The organism is Streptomyces sp. LaPpAH-108, from assembly GCF_000373625.1.
GTDB lineage: Bacteria > Actinomycetota > Actinomycetes > Streptomycetales > Streptomycetaceae > Streptomyces.
This window is the reverse complement of sequence record NZ_KB891988.1, coordinates 96,786-111,443: the sequence shown is the minus strand read 5'-3', so window position 1 is coordinate 111,443 and position 14,658 is coordinate 96,786. Positions and strand designations below refer to the sequence as shown.

Sequence of the window (14,658 nt, the reverse complement as noted above, 5' to 3'; positions counted from 1 at the left end):
GCCGTCAGTCCAGATGCGTCGGCGCGAACATCCGCAGCACCGCCGGAAGCACCACCACCGAAGGCCCCGGAGTCGCCAGCGCCTTGGACAGGTCCGCCTCCAGGGTCTCCGGAGAGGTCAGGGTGCCCGGTACCCCGAAGGACTCCGCCAGCGCCACGTAGTCCGGGCGGGTCAGTTCCGTCGCCGTCGGTTCGCCGAAGGCGTCTGTCATGTATTCGCGGAGGATGCCGTAGCCGCCGTCGTCCACGATGAGCCAGGTGACGGGGAGGTCGTACTGGCGGGCCGTCGCCAGCTCCGCGATGGAGTACAGGGCGCCGCCGTCGCCGGAGACCGCCAGGACCGGGCGGGTGGGGTCCGCCGCCGCCGCGCCGAGGGCCGCCGGGAAGCCGTAGCCGAGGCCGCCGGCGCCCTGGGCGGAGTGCATGGTGTTGGCGCCGCGGGGGTCGAAGGCGGACCAGGCCCAGTAGGCGAGGATCGTCATGTCCCAGAAGGACGGGGAGCCGGGAGGCAGCGCCTTCCGTACCGAGGCCAACACGTCCTGTTCCAGGGTGAGTTCCTGGGCGGCGATGCGTGCCGTGACCTTCGCGAGAAGTTCCCGCACCCGGTCCGCCGCCGACGCGTCCGTCCGCTCCTCCACCGTCTCCAGGAGCGCCTGGAGCGCGAGGCGGGCGTCCGCGTGGATGCCCAGCGCCGGGTGGTTGGACTCCAGCTTGCCGAGGTCCGCCTCGATCTGGATCACCCGGCCGCGCGGCTTGAACGTGTGGTAGTTCGAGGAGAGTTCACCGAGGCCCGAGCCGACGACCAGAAGTACGTCCGCGTCCTCCAGGAAGTCCGTCGTGTGCCGGTCCTCCAGCCAGGACTGGAGGGACAGCGGGTGCTCCCAGGGGAAGGCGCCCTTGCCTCCGAAGGTCGTCACCACGGGGGCGTCCAGCTTCTCCGCGAGCTGACGCAGCTTGCCCGAGGCGTCCGACCGTACGACTCCCCCGCCCGCGATGATCGCGGGACGCTCCGCACGGGACAGCAAGTCCGCCGCCACCGCCGTGAGTTCGACGCGCGGGACCAGCTCCTCCGGCGTCGCGTCCGGGGCCGTCACCACGGGCAGCGAGGTCTCCGCGAGGAGCACGTCCTGCGGGATCTCCACCCACACCGGCCCGTGCGGAGCGGTCAGCGCGGAACGCCACGCCTCCGCGATGGCCGACGGGATCTGCGACTGCGAGCGCACCGTGTGAACCGACTTCACCACGCCCCGGAACGAGGCGGACTGGTCCGGGAGTTCATGGAGATACCCGTGCCGGCCGCCGCCCAGCCCCGCCGTCGGGATCTGGCTGCTGATCGCCAGGACGGGCGCCGACGCCGACGCCGCCTCCTGGAGCGCGGCCAGGGACGTGAGCGCGCCCGGACCCGTGGAGAGCAGCAGCGGCGCCGCCTCCCCCGTGATCCGGCCGTACGCGTCCGCCGCGAAGCCCGCGTTGTTCTCCACCCGCAGCCCGATGTAGCGCAGCGAGGAGCGGCGCAGCGCGTCGAACATGCCGAGCGCGTGCTGGCCGGGCAGCCCGAAGACGGTCGTCGCGCCGAGCCCGGCCAGGGTCTCCACGACCAGGTCGCCGCCGTTGCGCCCGGGAGGAGGGTTCAGGGCGGCGGAGATCTGCGCCTGCGTCGGGCGGAGCACCAGGTCGTGGTCGTGAGTCACTGCGCTTACGCGTCCTTCCGGGCCGCCGCGATCTGACGGCTCATGATCGTGGTCAGTTCGTACGCGGTGTGGGAGGCCGCGACCGAGGTGATCTCGGCGTGGTCGTAGGCCGGGGCGACCTCCACCACGTCCGCCGAGACCAGGTTGCACGAGGCCAGGCCGCGCAGGATCTCCAGCAGCTCGCGGGAGGTCATGCCGCCCGCCTCGGGGGTGCCGGTGCCGGGAGCGTGGGCCGGGTCGAGGCAGTCGATGTCGATGGAGATGTACAGCGGGCGGTCCCCGATGCGCTGGCGCAGCTGGTCGGCGACCTCGTCGGCGCCCCGCCGGTAGACGTCCGCCGAGGTGACGATGCCGAAGCCCATCTTCTCGTCGTCCGTGAGGTCCTGCTTGCCGTACAGCGGGCCGCGCGTGCCCACGTGCGAGAGCGCGGAGGTGTCGAGGATGCCCTCCTCCACCGCGCGCCGGAAGGGGGTGCCGTGGGTGTACTCGGCGCCGAAGTACGTGTCCCAGGTGTCCAGGTGTGCGTCGAAGTGCAGCAGCGCGACCGGGCCGTGCTTCTTGGCGACCGAGCGCAGCAGCGGCAGCGCGATGGTGTGGTCGCCGCCCAGCGTCATCAGCCGGGCGCCGGTGCCGAGGAGGTCGTCGGCGGCGGCCTCGATGGTGTCGACGGCCTCGTTGATGTTGAACGGGTTCACGGCGATGTCGCCGCCGTCCGCGACCTGCGCGAGGGCGAAGGGGGACGCGTCCTGCGCGGGGTTGTACGGGCGCAGCAGCCGGGACGCCTCGCGGATGGCGTTGCCGCCGAAGCGGGCGCCCGGCCGGTACGAGACGCCGGAGTCGAACGGCACGCCGACCACGGCGACGTCCGCGCGGCCGACCTCGTCCAGCCGGGGCAGCCGGGCGAAGGTGGCGGGGCCCGCGTAGCGCGGGACGCGGGAGGAGTCGACGGGCCCGCGGGGCGTCTCGGAGCTGCTCATCGTGAAATGCCTTCTTCCTTGCGCTTCGTCGCGCATGTACTGCTTTCCGTACGACTCTACTGGTGAGCCGGGACCGGTTCGGACGCGAGTTCGGGGGACTTCCCGGCGAGGCGGTCGCGCCAGACGGCGAGGACGCGCTCGTCGGTGGGCCTGGTGGCCAGCGAGACGACGACATAGGCGGCGAGGGAGGCGAGCAGGCCGTAGTAGACGGGCTCGTTGGCGAGGATGCCGTAGGCCGCCATCAGGCCGATCACCGCGAGGCCGCCGACGATCACGGAGGCCAGCGCGCCCTGCACGGTGCCGCGCTTCCACAGCAGCCCGCCGAGGATGGGCACGAGCAGGCCGCCGACGAGGAGGTTGTACGCGACGGTCAGCGCCTCGACCACGTTGTTCAGGGCGATGGCGGTGCCGATCACCGCGAGGCCCATGATCAGGATGAAGACGCGGTTGCCCTTGACCTCGTCGTGCTCCTCGCCGCCCGGGCGGACCAGGCCGCGCAGCCGGGACCAGATGTCGTTGTTGGCGACGGTCGCGCAGGCGATCAGGGCGCCGGAGGAAGTGGACATCACGGCGGCGAGGGCGGCGGCCAGCACCAGGCCCCGTACGCCGATGGGGAGTTCGTCCTTGACGATGGTCGCGAACGCGTCGTCCGGGTTGGCCAGCTTGGGGTAGAGGACCTTGGCGGCGGTGCCGATGACGGCGCCCGCGACGGCGTAGGCCAGACAGTAGGTGCCCGCCACCGTGCCGCCCCACTTGGCGGTGCGGTCGTCGCGGGCGGTGAACACGCGCTGCCAGATGTCCTGGCCGATCAGCATGCCGAAGGTGTAGATCAGCACATAGGTGAAGATCGTCTCGCCGCCGATGCCCAGCGGGTCGAAGTACTCGGTGGGCAGCTTGGCCTTCATCTCCGAGAAGCCGCCCGCCTTGACCACGGCGATGGGCAGCAGCAGGAGCAGGACGCCGATGGTCTTCACCACGAACTGCACCATGTCGGTGAGCGTGATCGACCACATGCCGCCGAGGGTGGAGTACGCGACGACGATGGAGCCGCCGAGGACGATCGCGAGGGTGCGGTTCATGTCGAACAGCACGTCGAAGATCGTGGCGTAGGCGATGGTGGAGGTCACGGCGAGCATGAGGGTGTACGCCCACATGACGACGCCGGAGATGACCCCGGCCCGTCCGCCGTAGCGCAGATCCAGCATCTCGGAGACGGTGTAGACCTTCAGGCGGGCGATCCGGGCCGAGAAGAACACCGAGAGGGCCAGCAGGCCGAGGCCGATGGCGAAGACCATCCAGGCGCCGGAGAGGCCGTACTTGTAGCCGAGGCCGACGCCGCCGATGGTGGACGCGCCGCCGAGGACGATCGCGGCCATGGTGCCGGAGTACATGGCGGGGCCCAGGCGGCGGCCCGCCACCAGGAACTCGCTCTTCGACCTGGCCCGGCGCATCCCCCACCAGCCCATGGCCAGCATTCCGACGAGATAGACGACGATCACTGTGTAGTCGACGGCCATGAGCGGGGCCCTCCTTCGCGCGCAGTCCGGTGGCGTGTCGTGCGGTGTCGTGGGGGTGCGACGGCAGCGGTTCACGGGGACATCCGCCCGTACCCGTGGCTGCCGTTCCGCCTAGAGATTAGGTGGCCGGAAAGCGACTGCGAAGTGTACGTTTCATCCACTCGAACGGGGTGGGACGGAGGAATCGCACAGCATGACGGACCCGATCACCCCGGCCGTGCCGCCGACCCCACCCGTGCCGCTCTCCGCCCTGCTCGCGCGGGAGGACCTGGGGCTGCGGCAGATCGCGGGCCCCGAGGACCCGGACACGGTGATCCACTGGGCGCACACCTCGGAGATGGCCGACCCGTACCCCTATCTCCTGGGCGGCGAGCTGCTGCTCACGGCGGGGGTGCACGTCCCGGAGGCGGCGGGGTCGGGGGCGTACTTCGACGACTACGTCTCCCGGATCGTCGCGGCGGGCGGCGCCGCACTCGGCTTCGGTCTCGCCCCGGTGCACGACACGGTGCCGCGCGCGCTGGTCGCGGCGTGCGAGGCGTACGGCCTGCCGCTGCTGGAAGTCCCGCCCCGTACGACCTTCTCCGGCATCGCCCGCGCCGTCTGGCAGCTGATGGCCCAGGCCCGGCTCGCCGAACTCCGCCGCGTCACCGAGGCCCAGCAGAGCCTGACCGCCGCCGCCTCCCGCCCCGACCCGGTCCCCTCCGTCCTCCGCCAACTCGCCCAGCGCCTCGCGGCCCACGCGGTGCTCTACGGCCCCGACGGCACGGCGATCGCCGCCGCGGGCCGCACGACGACCCCGGACCCTCGGGAGGCACTGGCCCGGCTGGCGTCGGTGGTACGCCCGCTGCCCACCCCGGCACCCGGCGAGGACCGAACACCGGAGCGCGACGCGACGGAAACCGGCGAGAGCCGCCCGACCCCTGACCGCAGCGCGGCCACCGCGCCCGGAACCCGACAGCCAGGCAGCCGCCCGGCACCCGGCGACGCCCCCTCCGCAGGACACCCCGGCCCGGCAACACCCACCCCCGAAGCCGCACCCGGCGACCTACCGAGCAGCGGCCCGGCGGACGGACCAGCCCCTGGCGACAACCCGGCCGCAGCACACTCGGGACCGACCACACCCACGACCAGCACCGGAACTCAAGCCGCACCCGGCGGCCCACCGGGCAGCAGCCCGGCGGACGGACCAGCCCCTGGCGACAACCCGGCCGCAGCACACTCGGGACCAGCCACACCCGCGACCGGCCCCGGAACCCGAGCCGTACCCGGTGAGCAGCCGGGCGGGCCGTCCGCACCCGGGCCGGGCCAGGACGCACGGCGGACGGCCCCCGGCACCGAGTCACCAGCGGAGACCGCCCCCGGCACGCGACAGCTGAGCGCCCTCCCCCAGCCGCCCCACGGCGCCGACCGGACGCCCGGTGCGGCCGTCACCCCCGACCCGGGCCACAGCGCCGCACCCACGCCCGGCCCCGACCCCCAGCCTGGCCACACCCCACCCCACCGCCCCGGCACGGCCGTCACCCCCGACCCGGGCCACAGCGCCGCACCCACGCCCGGCCCCGACACCCGGCCCGGCCACACCCCACCCCACCGCCCCGGCACCACCGCCCCCACCCCGGCCGGCCGCCAGGCCCCCTCCTCCGCCACCGACACCCACCACGGCACCCACCTCTCCGCCTACGCCCTCGGCAGCAACGGCGGGTTCGTGCTCGGGGTGGCCGCCGCGCAGCGCACCGCCGGGGATCACACCATCGCGTCCGTCGCCGCCGTGCTGCTGTCGTTGCTGACCGGGGAGCATCAGAGCGGGGCGGGGGCGGACCGGTCGTCGGCGTTGGTGCGGTTGCTGCTGGGGGCCGCGCCGGAGGAGGTCGTGCCGTTGCTGCGGCCGGGGCCGGAGCCGTGGGTCGTCGTGCACGCGCGGCCCGAGGGGCGCGCGCCGGACGCCGTGGCCGCCGCCGCGCTGGGGGCGGCGCTGGGGTCGCCGCTGACGGACCTCGCGCGGGAGGCCGTACGGGTGCTGGTGCCCGCCGGGCGGGAGCCCGAGCCGCAGCCCGGGTGGACGCTCGGGGTGAGCGCGCCCGCGCGGCCCGCGGACTGGGCCGCCGCCGACGCGCAGGCGGCCCGCGCGCTGGCCCGCGCCCGTGCGACGCGTACCGCGCTGGTGCGGCACGGCGCCCGCCCTGGCCTCGCGGACCTGGTGCCCCCGGCGGACGCCGAGGCGCACGCCCGCGCCCTGCTCGCCCCGCTCGCCGCGGGCCCCGCGCTCGCCGAGACGCTGCACGCCTGGCTTTCGCTGCACGGCAGTTGGGACCGTACGGCGGTCGCGCTGGGCGTCCACCGCAACACCGTGCGCCAGCGGATCGCCCGCTGCGCGGCCCTGCTCGGGGCCGATCTGGACGATCCGGACGTACGGATGGAGCTGTGGTTCGCGCTGCGCCGGGGCTGAGGCCCGCACCGGTGCGAGGGCGGAGACGGCACCCGGCCCGCTGCCCCACAATGGGGGGCATGCCGATACCCGGGACACCCAGCCGCGCCGAACTGGTCGAGCATCTGGTGAGAACACGTATCGCGGGCGACGTCGCCACTCCCCGCGAGAACAACCTCTCCCACTACCGCAGGCTCGCCAACGGAGACCGTCACTTCTGGCTCGGTCTCGAGCTGGGCGACCGCTGGTCCGACGAGCAGGACGTGCTCGCGGTGATGGCCGAGCGGGTCGGGGTGAACGACGATCCGGGCCACCGCTACGGCCAGGACACCATCGACCCCGAACTGACCGTGGACGCGCTGGACCGGATGGCGGCCCAGCTGCGCAAGGCGGCCGAGGGCGAGCAGCGGGTGCTGTTCGCGACCGGGCACCCCGGCGGCCTGCTCGACGTGCACCGCGCCACGGCCGCCGCGCTGCGCGCCGCGGGCTGCGAGATCGTCGTCATCCCCGACGGGCTGACGACGGAGGAGGGTTACGTCATGCAGTTCGCGGACGTGGCCGTCCTGGAGCACGGCGCGACGCTCTGGCACACCCACTCAGGGGAGCCGATGCGCGCCATTCTCACCGGACTTGAGCGCGCCGGGCGCCCGCTGCCCGATCTCGTGGTGGCCGATCACGGCTGGGCCGGGTACGCCGCGCAGCACGGCGTGGACGCGGTGGGCTACGCCGACTGCAACGACCCGGCGCTCTTCCTCGCCGAGTCCGAGGGCACCCTCCAGGTGGCGGTGCCGCTCGACGACCATGTGGTCAGCCCTCGTTTCTACGACCCCATGACCGCGTATCTGCTGGCAGAAGCGGGGCTCTAACGCGCCGAGCGCGATGCACGGCCCCGTCCAGGGCCGCACATCGCGCTCAGATCGCGGTGAGTGAGTCAGCGTCCGTGACCACCGTGGCCGCCACCATGACCGCCGCCGTGACCGCCATGGCCACCGCCATGACCGCCGCCGTGACCGCCGTGGCCGTAGCCTCCGTGGCCGTAGCCGTCGTGACCATGGCCGCCGTGGCCGTGGCCGTAGCCCCAGTCACCCCGGCCCCAGTCATTGTCGTTCCACCAGTTGTTGTGGTGGTGACGGCCCCTGTCGTTGTCGTTCCACCAGTTGTTGTGGTGGTTCCTGTCCCAGTCCCTGCCGTAGGAACTGTGGTCGTTGCTGTGGGACGGGGCTGCAGAGGCGGTGCCCGCGGTGCCTATCGCGGCTCCTCCGGCCAGCAGCAGGCCGGTGGCGGACATCGCGACGAGGCGCCTCGTGCGCTGTGATCGCATGGGAATACCTTCCATCTCCATCGTCTCTCGCGTATCCCCTGTCTGGGGGCGAGGTGGATGGCCGTCGCCGCGTAAAGAGGAAGATGCGGCGCGGTCTTCAGATGTCACCGCAATGTCTGAGCGGCACGATGTGGAACCGCCGACGCCTGTCAGTCATCCGTACGCTGTGCGTCATCGGGTGCTGCGGCTGAGATCCGGGCGTCCGGAAGCTCGTCGGCCGGGCAAACCGTGCGTTGCGGCTTTCACTGTTAGAGCCTAGTACCCCATGCGCCACTCGTCACTTCGAGCAACCATGTATCTGATTCTGTCGTCAAGTCCCCTTGGGTAAAAGGTTGTTGACGATGATATTTCAGCGCGGGACGCGGACGACACCCTCCTGGACGACCGAGATCGCGAGCTGTCCCTCCCGGGTGAAGATGCGGGCCTGACCGAGGCCCCGGCCGCCGTGCGCGGACGGTGACTCCTGGTCGTACAGCAGCCACTCGTCGGCACGGAAGGGGCGGTGGAACCACATCGCGTGGTCGAGGGAGGCCCCGACCACGTCGCCGACGGCCCACCCTCCGCGCCCGTGCGCGAGCAGCACGGAGTCGAGCAGGGTCATGTCGGAGACGTAGGTCGCGAGGACGACGTGCAGCAACGGGTCGTCGTCCAGCTTGCCGTTGGTGCGGAACCAGACCTGGCTGTGCGGTTCGCGCGGGGTGCCGAACGCGCCGTACGGCGGCTCGTCCACGTAGCGCAGGTCGATCGCCTCGCGGGCCTGGAGGAAGCGCTCGACGATCTCGGGGGCGAGATGGCCGTAGCCGCGCAGCCGCTCCTGGGAGGTGGGCAGCGTGGCCGGGTCGGGCGCGTCCGGCATGACGGACTGGTGGTCGAGACCGTCCTCGTACGTCTGGAAGGACGCCGAGAGATGGAAGATCGGCTTGCCGTGCTGGACGGCGACCACGCGGCGGGTGGTGAAGGAGCGGCCGTCGCGGATGCGGTCGACGCTGTAGACGATCGGCGCTCCGGGGTCGCCCATGCGCAGGAAGTAGGCGTGCAGGGAGTGCGCGTGACGGTCGGCGGGGACGGTGCGGCCCGCGGCGACGAGCGCCTGGGCCGCGACCTGGCCGCCGAAGACGCGGGGGACGACGGCGGAGCGGGAGTGCCCGCGGAAGATGTCCTCCTCGATCCGCTCCAGGTCGAGCAGATCGAGGAGGTCCTGAAGTGCCTGGCTCATGACGTGTAGTGGTATCGGCCAGTCATTTCGGGGGCCTTACAGGCCCATGTCCTTCGCGATGATCGTCTTCATGATCTCGCTGGTGCCGCCGTAGATGCGGTTGACGCGGTTGTCCGCGTACAGGCGGGCGATCGGGTACTCGTTCATGTAGCCGTAGCCGCCGTGCAGCTGGAGGCAGCGGTCGATCACGCGGTGGGCGACCTCGGTGCAGAAGAGCTTCGCGGAGGCGGCCTCGGCGGGGGTCAGCTCACCGGCGTCCAGCGCCTCGGTGGCGCGGTCGGCGACGGCCTCGGCGGCGTCGACCTCGGCCTGGCAGGCGGCCAGCTCGAACTTGGTGTTCTGGAAGTGGGCGACCGGCTTGCCGAAGACCGTGCGGTCCTGCACGTACTGCTTGGCGAAGCGGACGGCGGCCTTGGCCTGGGCGTAGGCGCCGAAGGCGATGCCCCAGCGCTCGGAGGCGAGGTTGTGGCCGAGGTAGGAGAAGCCCTTGTTCTCCTCGCCGAGCAGGTCCTCGACGGGGACCTTGACGTCCACGAAGGCGAGTTCGGCGGTGTCGGAGGTCTTCAGGCCGAGCTTGTCGAGCTTGCGGCCCACCGAGTAGCCCTCGGACTTGGTGTCCACGGCGAAGAGGGAGATGCCGAAGCGGCGGTCGTCCTCCTTCGGGGCGGAGGTACGGGCGCAGACGATGACCTTGTCGGCGTGGACGCCGCCGGTGATGAAGGTCTTGGCGCCGTTGAGGACGTAGTGCGTGCCGTCCTCGGAGAGCTTGGCGGTGGTCTTCATGCCCGCGAGGTCGGAGCCGGTGCCGGGCTCCGTCATCGCGATGGCCCACATCTCCTCGCCGGTGACGAACTTCGGCAGGAAACGCTTCTTCTGCTCTTCCGTGGCCAGCATCTTGATGTACGGCAGGGCGAGCAGCACATGCACGCCGGAGCCGCCGAACTGGACGCCCGCGCGGGCGGTCTCCTCGTAGAGGACGGCCTCGAACTTGTGGCTGTCCATGCCCGCGCCGCCGAACTCCTCCGGGACGTTGATCCCGAAGATGCCCAGCTCGCCGAGCTTGTAGTAGAAGTCGCGGGGAGCCTGCCCGGCCGCGAACCACTCGTCGTAGACGGGCACGACCTCGGCCTCGATGAAGGCCCGAAGGGTCTCCCGGAACGCCTCGTGATCCTCGTTGAACACCGTACGGCGCACGCCGCCACCTCCACGTACTCGGCATGACATCGGGCATGACGCATGTCTAAGCGCTTGCTCAGACGAGCCTACCGGCGAGTACGGAACCCCGTCCAGAGGGCATCGGCCGTAACGCTCGTCACGCTCCCGGGTCTCACGCGTCCTCGGGGTGCGGTCGCAGCCTTGCCTCCCAGTCGAGATCCTGCCGGTACTCCACGGCGCCCTGGCGGTACCGGACGCGGTAACCGGAGAGGTGGTCGCGCACGGGCCCGGTCACCTTCACCAGGGCGAGGACATACGCCTCCGTCTCACTGTGCGCCGGTATCTCGACGGGCCGCTCGGCGCCCACGTGCGTGAGGCCGACATCGCGGCGCAGATCCTTCGGCTCGACCGCCCCGAGGACGGCGCCGCCGGTCTCCTTCACGGTGACGACGCCGTACCGGACCACCTTCACGTTGCGCGGCACATGGACCCACCGCGTACGCAGCACCGTCAGCGGCTCCCCGGTGACATTGCGCTGCACCGGCATCGTCACCCAGTACTCGGCCCCCACCCGCACATGCTCATTGCCGATCTCGCCCCCCCTCCCGGCCAGCGCCCGCCCCTGCGCATCCCCGCTCCCGCCGTCACCCCCGGCCGCCGCCGTCAGCACCCCCACGAGCACGACCGCGCCCGCGACCCCTCTGAAAACCCGAGCACGCACCGGAACTCCCCCCTGTTTGCCGATCCCCCGGGGAATGAGACCACAGGGTTGACCTGCGGGAACAGCCTTTTCGTCGCGGGGTTTTCAGCCGCCGGTCTTGCCGTACCGCCGGAAGTCGCCGGTGTCGATCAGCCAGGGGCCGAAGGGGACCGTGTCACCGAAGATGTAGGCGTCCTTGCGGGCGTAGCGGCCCTTGCGGGGGTCGGAGTGGACCTCGATGGTGCCGACGGCCGGGTCGACGGCCAGGTGGTGGGCGATGCCCAGGGCGGCGAACGCGGTCGGCCTCGCGGTGCCCCCGTCCGCCGAAGCGGCGACCTCGACGGATGCCGGCACCTGTGAGGCGTTCACCGCCGGGCCATCCTCGTCCAGGGCCGCCTCGGGGACGACCGCCGCGTCCGGGTGGAGCATCCGGCCGAGGGCGGGGTGCTCGATGGGCGGGGACGCGCAGACGTGGTCCGGGTGGGTCGCGCGGAGCTGCCGGTCCAGCTGCGCGCGCAGGCTGCGGACGATCCCCGCGTGGCGTTTCGGGCGACGCCGCAGCGCCAGCGAGGGCCCCTCCGGCCCGATCTCGACGCGCCACGCCCCTTCGAGCCCTTCGGCGAAGGCACCCGGCTCGTCGGCGAGCACACGCATCCTGGCGTAGTCCACGGGCCGCAGCGTACCGGCGAAGCCCCGGCCGACCGCCGACGCGCGTGCTCCCCCCGTGCCGTCCGGCGCGGCAGAGCCCAGACGGGGAAGCGTGCCCGCTCGGCCCGGGTGGAGTGGAGGGGTGAAGGTGACGGGCGCGCCCCCTCACACGGGCCATGACTCCAGCGCCCCGGCGGAGCCGCACTCACCCACCGACGCGAACACCGCCGTAGACCCGGCAGGGAAGCACGCCCACCCGGCCTGGGCGAGGAAGCGGAGCTGGACGGCGCACGCACCCCCGCACAGGCCAGCACACCGGCGAAGCCGCGCTCACCCGCCGACGCGAACGTCGCCGTAGGCCCGGCAGGGAAGGATGCCCACGCGGCCCGGGCGAGGAAGCGGAGCTGGCTGGTGCACGCGCCCCGCGTAGGCCACCTCCCAGGTGGAGCCTCAGCCCCCCGGCCGACGCGAACACCGTCATAGACCCCGGCAGGGAAGCATCTCCACCCGGCCTGGGCGACGAAGCGAAGCTGGACGGCGCACGCACCCCCGCACAGGCCAGCACACCGGCAGAGCCGCGCTCACCCGCCGCACGAACACCGCCGTAGACCCGGCAGGGAAGCACGCCCACGCGGCCCGGGCGACGAAAAGCCGAGCTGGCTGGGTGCACGCACCCCCGCGCAGGCCACCGCCCCGGCCGAGCCTCAAACCCCCGCCGACGCGAACGCCCCCCGGGCCATCCGGTGCAGCAGCGCTGCTGTGGCCCCCCGGCCGGGGAGGGTGCCCGCTCGGCCGAGGTGGGGGGTGGAGTTGAGGAGGCCGAAGACGGAGTGGACGGCGGAGCGGGCGGCGGGTTCGGTGAGGGTGGGGTGGACCTCGCGGACGACCTCCACCCAGAGTTCGACGTACTGGCGCTGGAGCTGGCGGACCAGCTTGCGGTCGCTCTCGCGGAGGCGGTCGAGTTCGCGGTCGTGGAGGGTGATCAGCGGGCGGTCGTCGAGGGCGAAGTCGATGTGGCCCTCGATGAGGGAGTCGAGGACGGCGGAGGCGTCCGCGTGGCCGTCGGCCTCCGAGAGGCGGCGCCGGGCGCCGGTCAGCAGCTGGCCGCTGATGCCGACCAGCAGCTCGGCGAGCATCGCGTCCTTGCCGGGGAAGTGCCGGTAGAGACCGGGGCCGCTGATGCCGACCGCCGCTCCTATCTCGTCCACGCCGACGCCATGGAAGCCGCGCTCGGCGAACAGGCGCGCGGCCTCCCTGAGGATCTGCTGGCGCCGGGTCGGGGCATCGGTTCTGCTGGCCATGCGGTTCATTCTAGACAGCGAGGTTAGCGGTCGTTAACCTGAGGGAAATGCGTTAACGCTCATTAACAAGGTGAGGGGTTCGCAGGATGCACGAGGCACCGGAGCTGACGAGCGCGGCGGATCCCGCGTCGGAGGCCTGGCGGGCCAATGAACAGGCCCATCTCGCTCTCGGCGAGGAGCTGCGCGCGAAGCTCGCGCGGGCCGCCCTCGGCGGCGGCGAGAAGGCGCGCGCCCGCCACACCGCGCGCGGCAAGCTGCTGCCCAGGGACCGGGTGGACACGCTGCTCGACCCCGGCTCCCCCTTCCTGGAGCTGGCCCCCCTCGCGGCCGACGGGATGTACGAGGGACAGGCCCCCGCCGCCGGGGTGATCGCCGGGATCGGCAAGGTCAGCGGCCGTACGTGCGTGATCGTCGCCAACGACGCCACGGTCAAGGGCGGCACCTACTACCCGATGACGGTCAAGAAGCACCTCCGCGCCCAGGAGGTCGCCCTCGACAACCGCCTCCCCTGCGTCTACCTGGTCGACTCCGGCGGCGCCTTCCTCCCCATGCAGGACGAGGTCTTCCCCGACCGCGACCACTTCGGCCGCATCTTCTACAACCAGGCCCGCATGTCGGCCGCCGGCATCCCGCAGATCGCCGCCGTCCTCGGCTCGTGCACGGCCGGTGGGGCGTACGTCCCGGCGATGAGCGACGAGGCGGTCATCGTCCGCAACCAGGGCACGATCTTCCTCGGCGGCCCCCCGCTGGTGAAGGCCGCGACGGGCGAGGTCGTCACCGCGGAGGAGCTGGGCGGCGGCGAGGTCCACTCCCGCGTCTCCGGCGTCACCGACCACCTCGCGGAGGACGACGCGCACGCGCTCAGGATCGTGCGGAACATCGTCGCCACCCTCCCGGCCCCCAAGGACGCCCCCTGGGAGGTCACGGCGCCGGTGGAGCCCAAGGTGGACCCCCATGGGCTGTACGGCGCGGTCCCGGTCGACTCCCGCACCCCCTACGACGTCCGCGAGATCATCGCCCGCGTGGTGGACGGCTCGCGGTTCAGCGAGTTCAAGTCCGAGTTCGGCCAGACCCTGGTCACCGGCTTCGCCCGCATCCACGGTCACCCGGTCGGCATCGTCGCCAACAACGGCATCCTCTTCTCCGAGTCCGCCCAGAAGGGCGCCCACTTCATCGAGCTGTGCGACCAGCGCGGCATCCCGCTGGTCTTCCTGCAGAACATCTCGGGCTTCATGGTCGGCAGGGACTACGAGGCGGGTGGCATCGCCAAGCACGGCGCCAAGATGGTCACCGCCGTCGCCTGCACGCGCGTACCGAAGCTGACGGTCGTCGTCGGCGGTTCGTACGGCGCGGGCAACTACTCGATGTGCGGTCGCGCCTACTCCCCCCGCTTCCTGTGGATGTGGCCCGGCGCCAAGATCTCCGTCATGGGCGGCGAACAGGCCGCCTCCGTGCTCGCCACGGTCAAGCGCGACCAGCTGGAGGCGCGCGGCGAGGAGTGGTCCGCCGAGGACGAGGACGCCTTCAAGGCGCCGATCCGCGCGCAGTACGAGGGCCAGGGCAGCGCGTACTACGCCACCGCCCGCCTCTGGGACGACGGCGTGATCGACCCGCTGGAGACCCGCCAGGTCCTGGGCCTCGCCCTGACGGCCTGTGCCGACGCGCCGCTGGGAGAGCCCCGGTTCGGCGTCTTCCGGATGTGAGAGGG

At 72.2% G+C, this 14,658-nt stretch carries 12 protein-coding genes; 3 read left to right on the top strand and 9 right to left on the bottom strand.

The window, feature by feature from the left end; genetic code table 11:
- Positions 1 to 4 precede the first annotated feature (4 nt).
- From B079_RS0106605 to B079_RS0106595, 3 genes are read right to left on the bottom strand one after another with little or no spacing between them, the layout of a single operon-like run.
- Positions 5 to 1,690, bottom strand: coding sequence for a thiamine pyrophosphate-binding protein (locus B079_RS0106605; protein WP_018544988.1), 1,686 nt, complete (start codon positions 1,688 to 1,690; stop codon positions 5 to 7).
- Positions 1,691 to 1,695: 5 nt separating this feature from the next.
- Complete coding sequence (gene speB, locus B079_RS0106600; protein ID WP_018544987.1) at positions 1,696 to 2,667, bottom strand: agmatinase; 972 nt, start codon at positions 2,665 to 2,667, stop codon at positions 1,696 to 1,698.
- 56 nt (positions 2,668 to 2,723) lie between these two features.
- Entirely contained in the window at positions 2,724 to 4,184 is a 1,461-nt protein-coding gene (locus B079_RS0106595) for a sodium:solute symporter (RefSeq protein WP_018544986.1), read from the bottom strand.
- Positions 4,185 to 4,377: 193 nt separating this feature from the next.
- Between B079_RS0106595 and B079_RS0106590 the strand changes: the two genes are divergently transcribed.
- Positions 4,378 to 6,630, top strand: coding sequence for a PucR family transcriptional regulator (locus B079_RS0106590; RefSeq protein WP_018544985.1), 2,253 nt, complete (start codon positions 4,378 to 4,380; stop codon positions 6,628 to 6,630).
- Positions 6,631 to 6,689: 59 nt separating this feature from the next.
- A complete protein-coding gene (locus tag B079_RS0106585; RefSeq protein ID WP_018544984.1) occupies positions 6,690 to 7,475 on the top strand; it encodes a phosphatase in 786 nt (261 codons plus the stop codon).
- Between the two features lie 65 nt (positions 7,476 to 7,540).
- Here the strand turns inward: B079_RS0106585 and B079_RS33690 are convergent, their stop codons facing one another.
- The 6 genes from B079_RS33690 to B079_RS0106555 all read right to left on the bottom strand — a co-directional run bounded on the left by B079_RS33690 (position 7,541) and on the right by B079_RS0106555 (position 12,950).
- Positions 7,541 to 7,930, bottom strand: coding sequence for a hypothetical protein (locus B079_RS33690; RefSeq protein WP_158684947.1), 390 nt, complete (start codon positions 7,928 to 7,930; stop codon positions 7,541 to 7,543).
- Between the two features lie 349 nt (positions 7,931 to 8,279).
- The gene (tesB, locus tag B079_RS0106575) at positions 8,280 to 9,146 is read right to left on the bottom strand and encodes an acyl-CoA thioesterase II (RefSeq protein WP_018544982.1); all 867 of its coding nucleotides are present in this window, start codon (positions 9,144 to 9,146) and stop codon (positions 8,280 to 8,282) included.
- 36 nt (positions 9,147 to 9,182) lie between these two features.
- A complete protein-coding gene (locus tag B079_RS0106570) occupies positions 9,183 to 10,340 on the bottom strand; it encodes an acyl-CoA dehydrogenase family protein (protein ID WP_018544981.1) in 1,158 nt (385 codons plus the stop codon).
- 133 nt (positions 10,341 to 10,473) lie between these two features.
- Entirely contained in the window at positions 10,474 to 11,022 is a 549-nt protein-coding gene (locus B079_RS0106565; protein ID WP_158684946.1) for a hypothetical protein, read from the bottom strand.
- Positions 11,023 to 11,106: 84 nt separating this feature from the next.
- Positions 11,107 to 11,670, bottom strand: coding sequence for a Uma2 family endonuclease (locus tag B079_RS0106560; protein ID WP_026248419.1), 564 nt, complete (start codon positions 11,668 to 11,670; stop codon positions 11,107 to 11,109).
- A 683-nt stretch (positions 11,671 to 12,353) separates the two neighbouring features.
- A complete protein-coding gene (locus B079_RS0106555; RefSeq protein ID WP_018544978.1) occupies positions 12,354 to 12,950 on the bottom strand; it encodes a TetR/AcrR family transcriptional regulator in 597 nt (198 codons plus the stop codon).
- Positions 12,951 to 13,036: 86 nt separating this feature from the next.
- Here B079_RS0106555 and B079_RS0106550 point away from each other — a divergent pair, with 86 nt between their 5' ends.
- Positions 13,037 to 14,653, top strand: a complete 1,617-nt coding sequence (locus tag B079_RS0106550) for a carboxyl transferase domain-containing protein (RefSeq protein ID WP_018544977.1) — start codon at positions 13,037 to 13,039, stop codon at positions 14,651 to 14,653.
- The last annotated feature ends 5 nt before the right edge of the window (positions 14,654 to 14,658 follow it).

What these genes read in the sequence shown, in the direction of transcription:
- speB (WP_018544987.1), bottom strand. Translation starts at nt 2,667, where the DNA reads ATGAGCAGCTCCGAGACGCCCCGCGGGCCCGTCGACTCCTCCCGCGTC.
- B079_RS0106595 (WP_018544986.1), bottom strand. Translation starts at nt 4,184, where the DNA reads ATGGCCGTCGACTACACAGTGATCGTCGTCTATCTCGTCGGAATGCTG.
- B079_RS0106590 (WP_018544985.1), top strand. Translation starts at nt 4,378, where the DNA reads ATGACGGACCCGATCACCCCGGCCGTGCCGCCGACCCCACCCGTGCCG.
- B079_RS0106585 (WP_018544984.1), top strand. Translation starts at nt 6,690, where the DNA reads ATGCCGATACCCGGGACACCCAGCCGCGCCGAACTGGTCGAGCATCTG.
- B079_RS33690 (WP_158684947.1), bottom strand. Translation starts at nt 7,930, where the DNA reads ATGCGATCACAGCGCACGAGGCGCCTCGTCGCGATGTCCGCCACCGGC.
- tesB (WP_018544982.1), bottom strand. Translation starts at nt 9,146, where the DNA reads ATGAGCCAGGCACTTCAGGACCTCCTCGATCTGCTCGACCTGGAGCGG.
- B079_RS0106555 (WP_018544978.1), bottom strand. Translation starts at nt 12,950, where the DNA reads ATGGCCAGCAGAACCGATGCCCCGACCCGGCGCCAGCAGATCCTCAGG.
- B079_RS0106550 (WP_018544977.1), top strand. Translation starts at nt 13,037, where the DNA reads ATGCACGAGGCACCGGAGCTGACGAGCGCGGCGGATCCCGCGTCGGAG.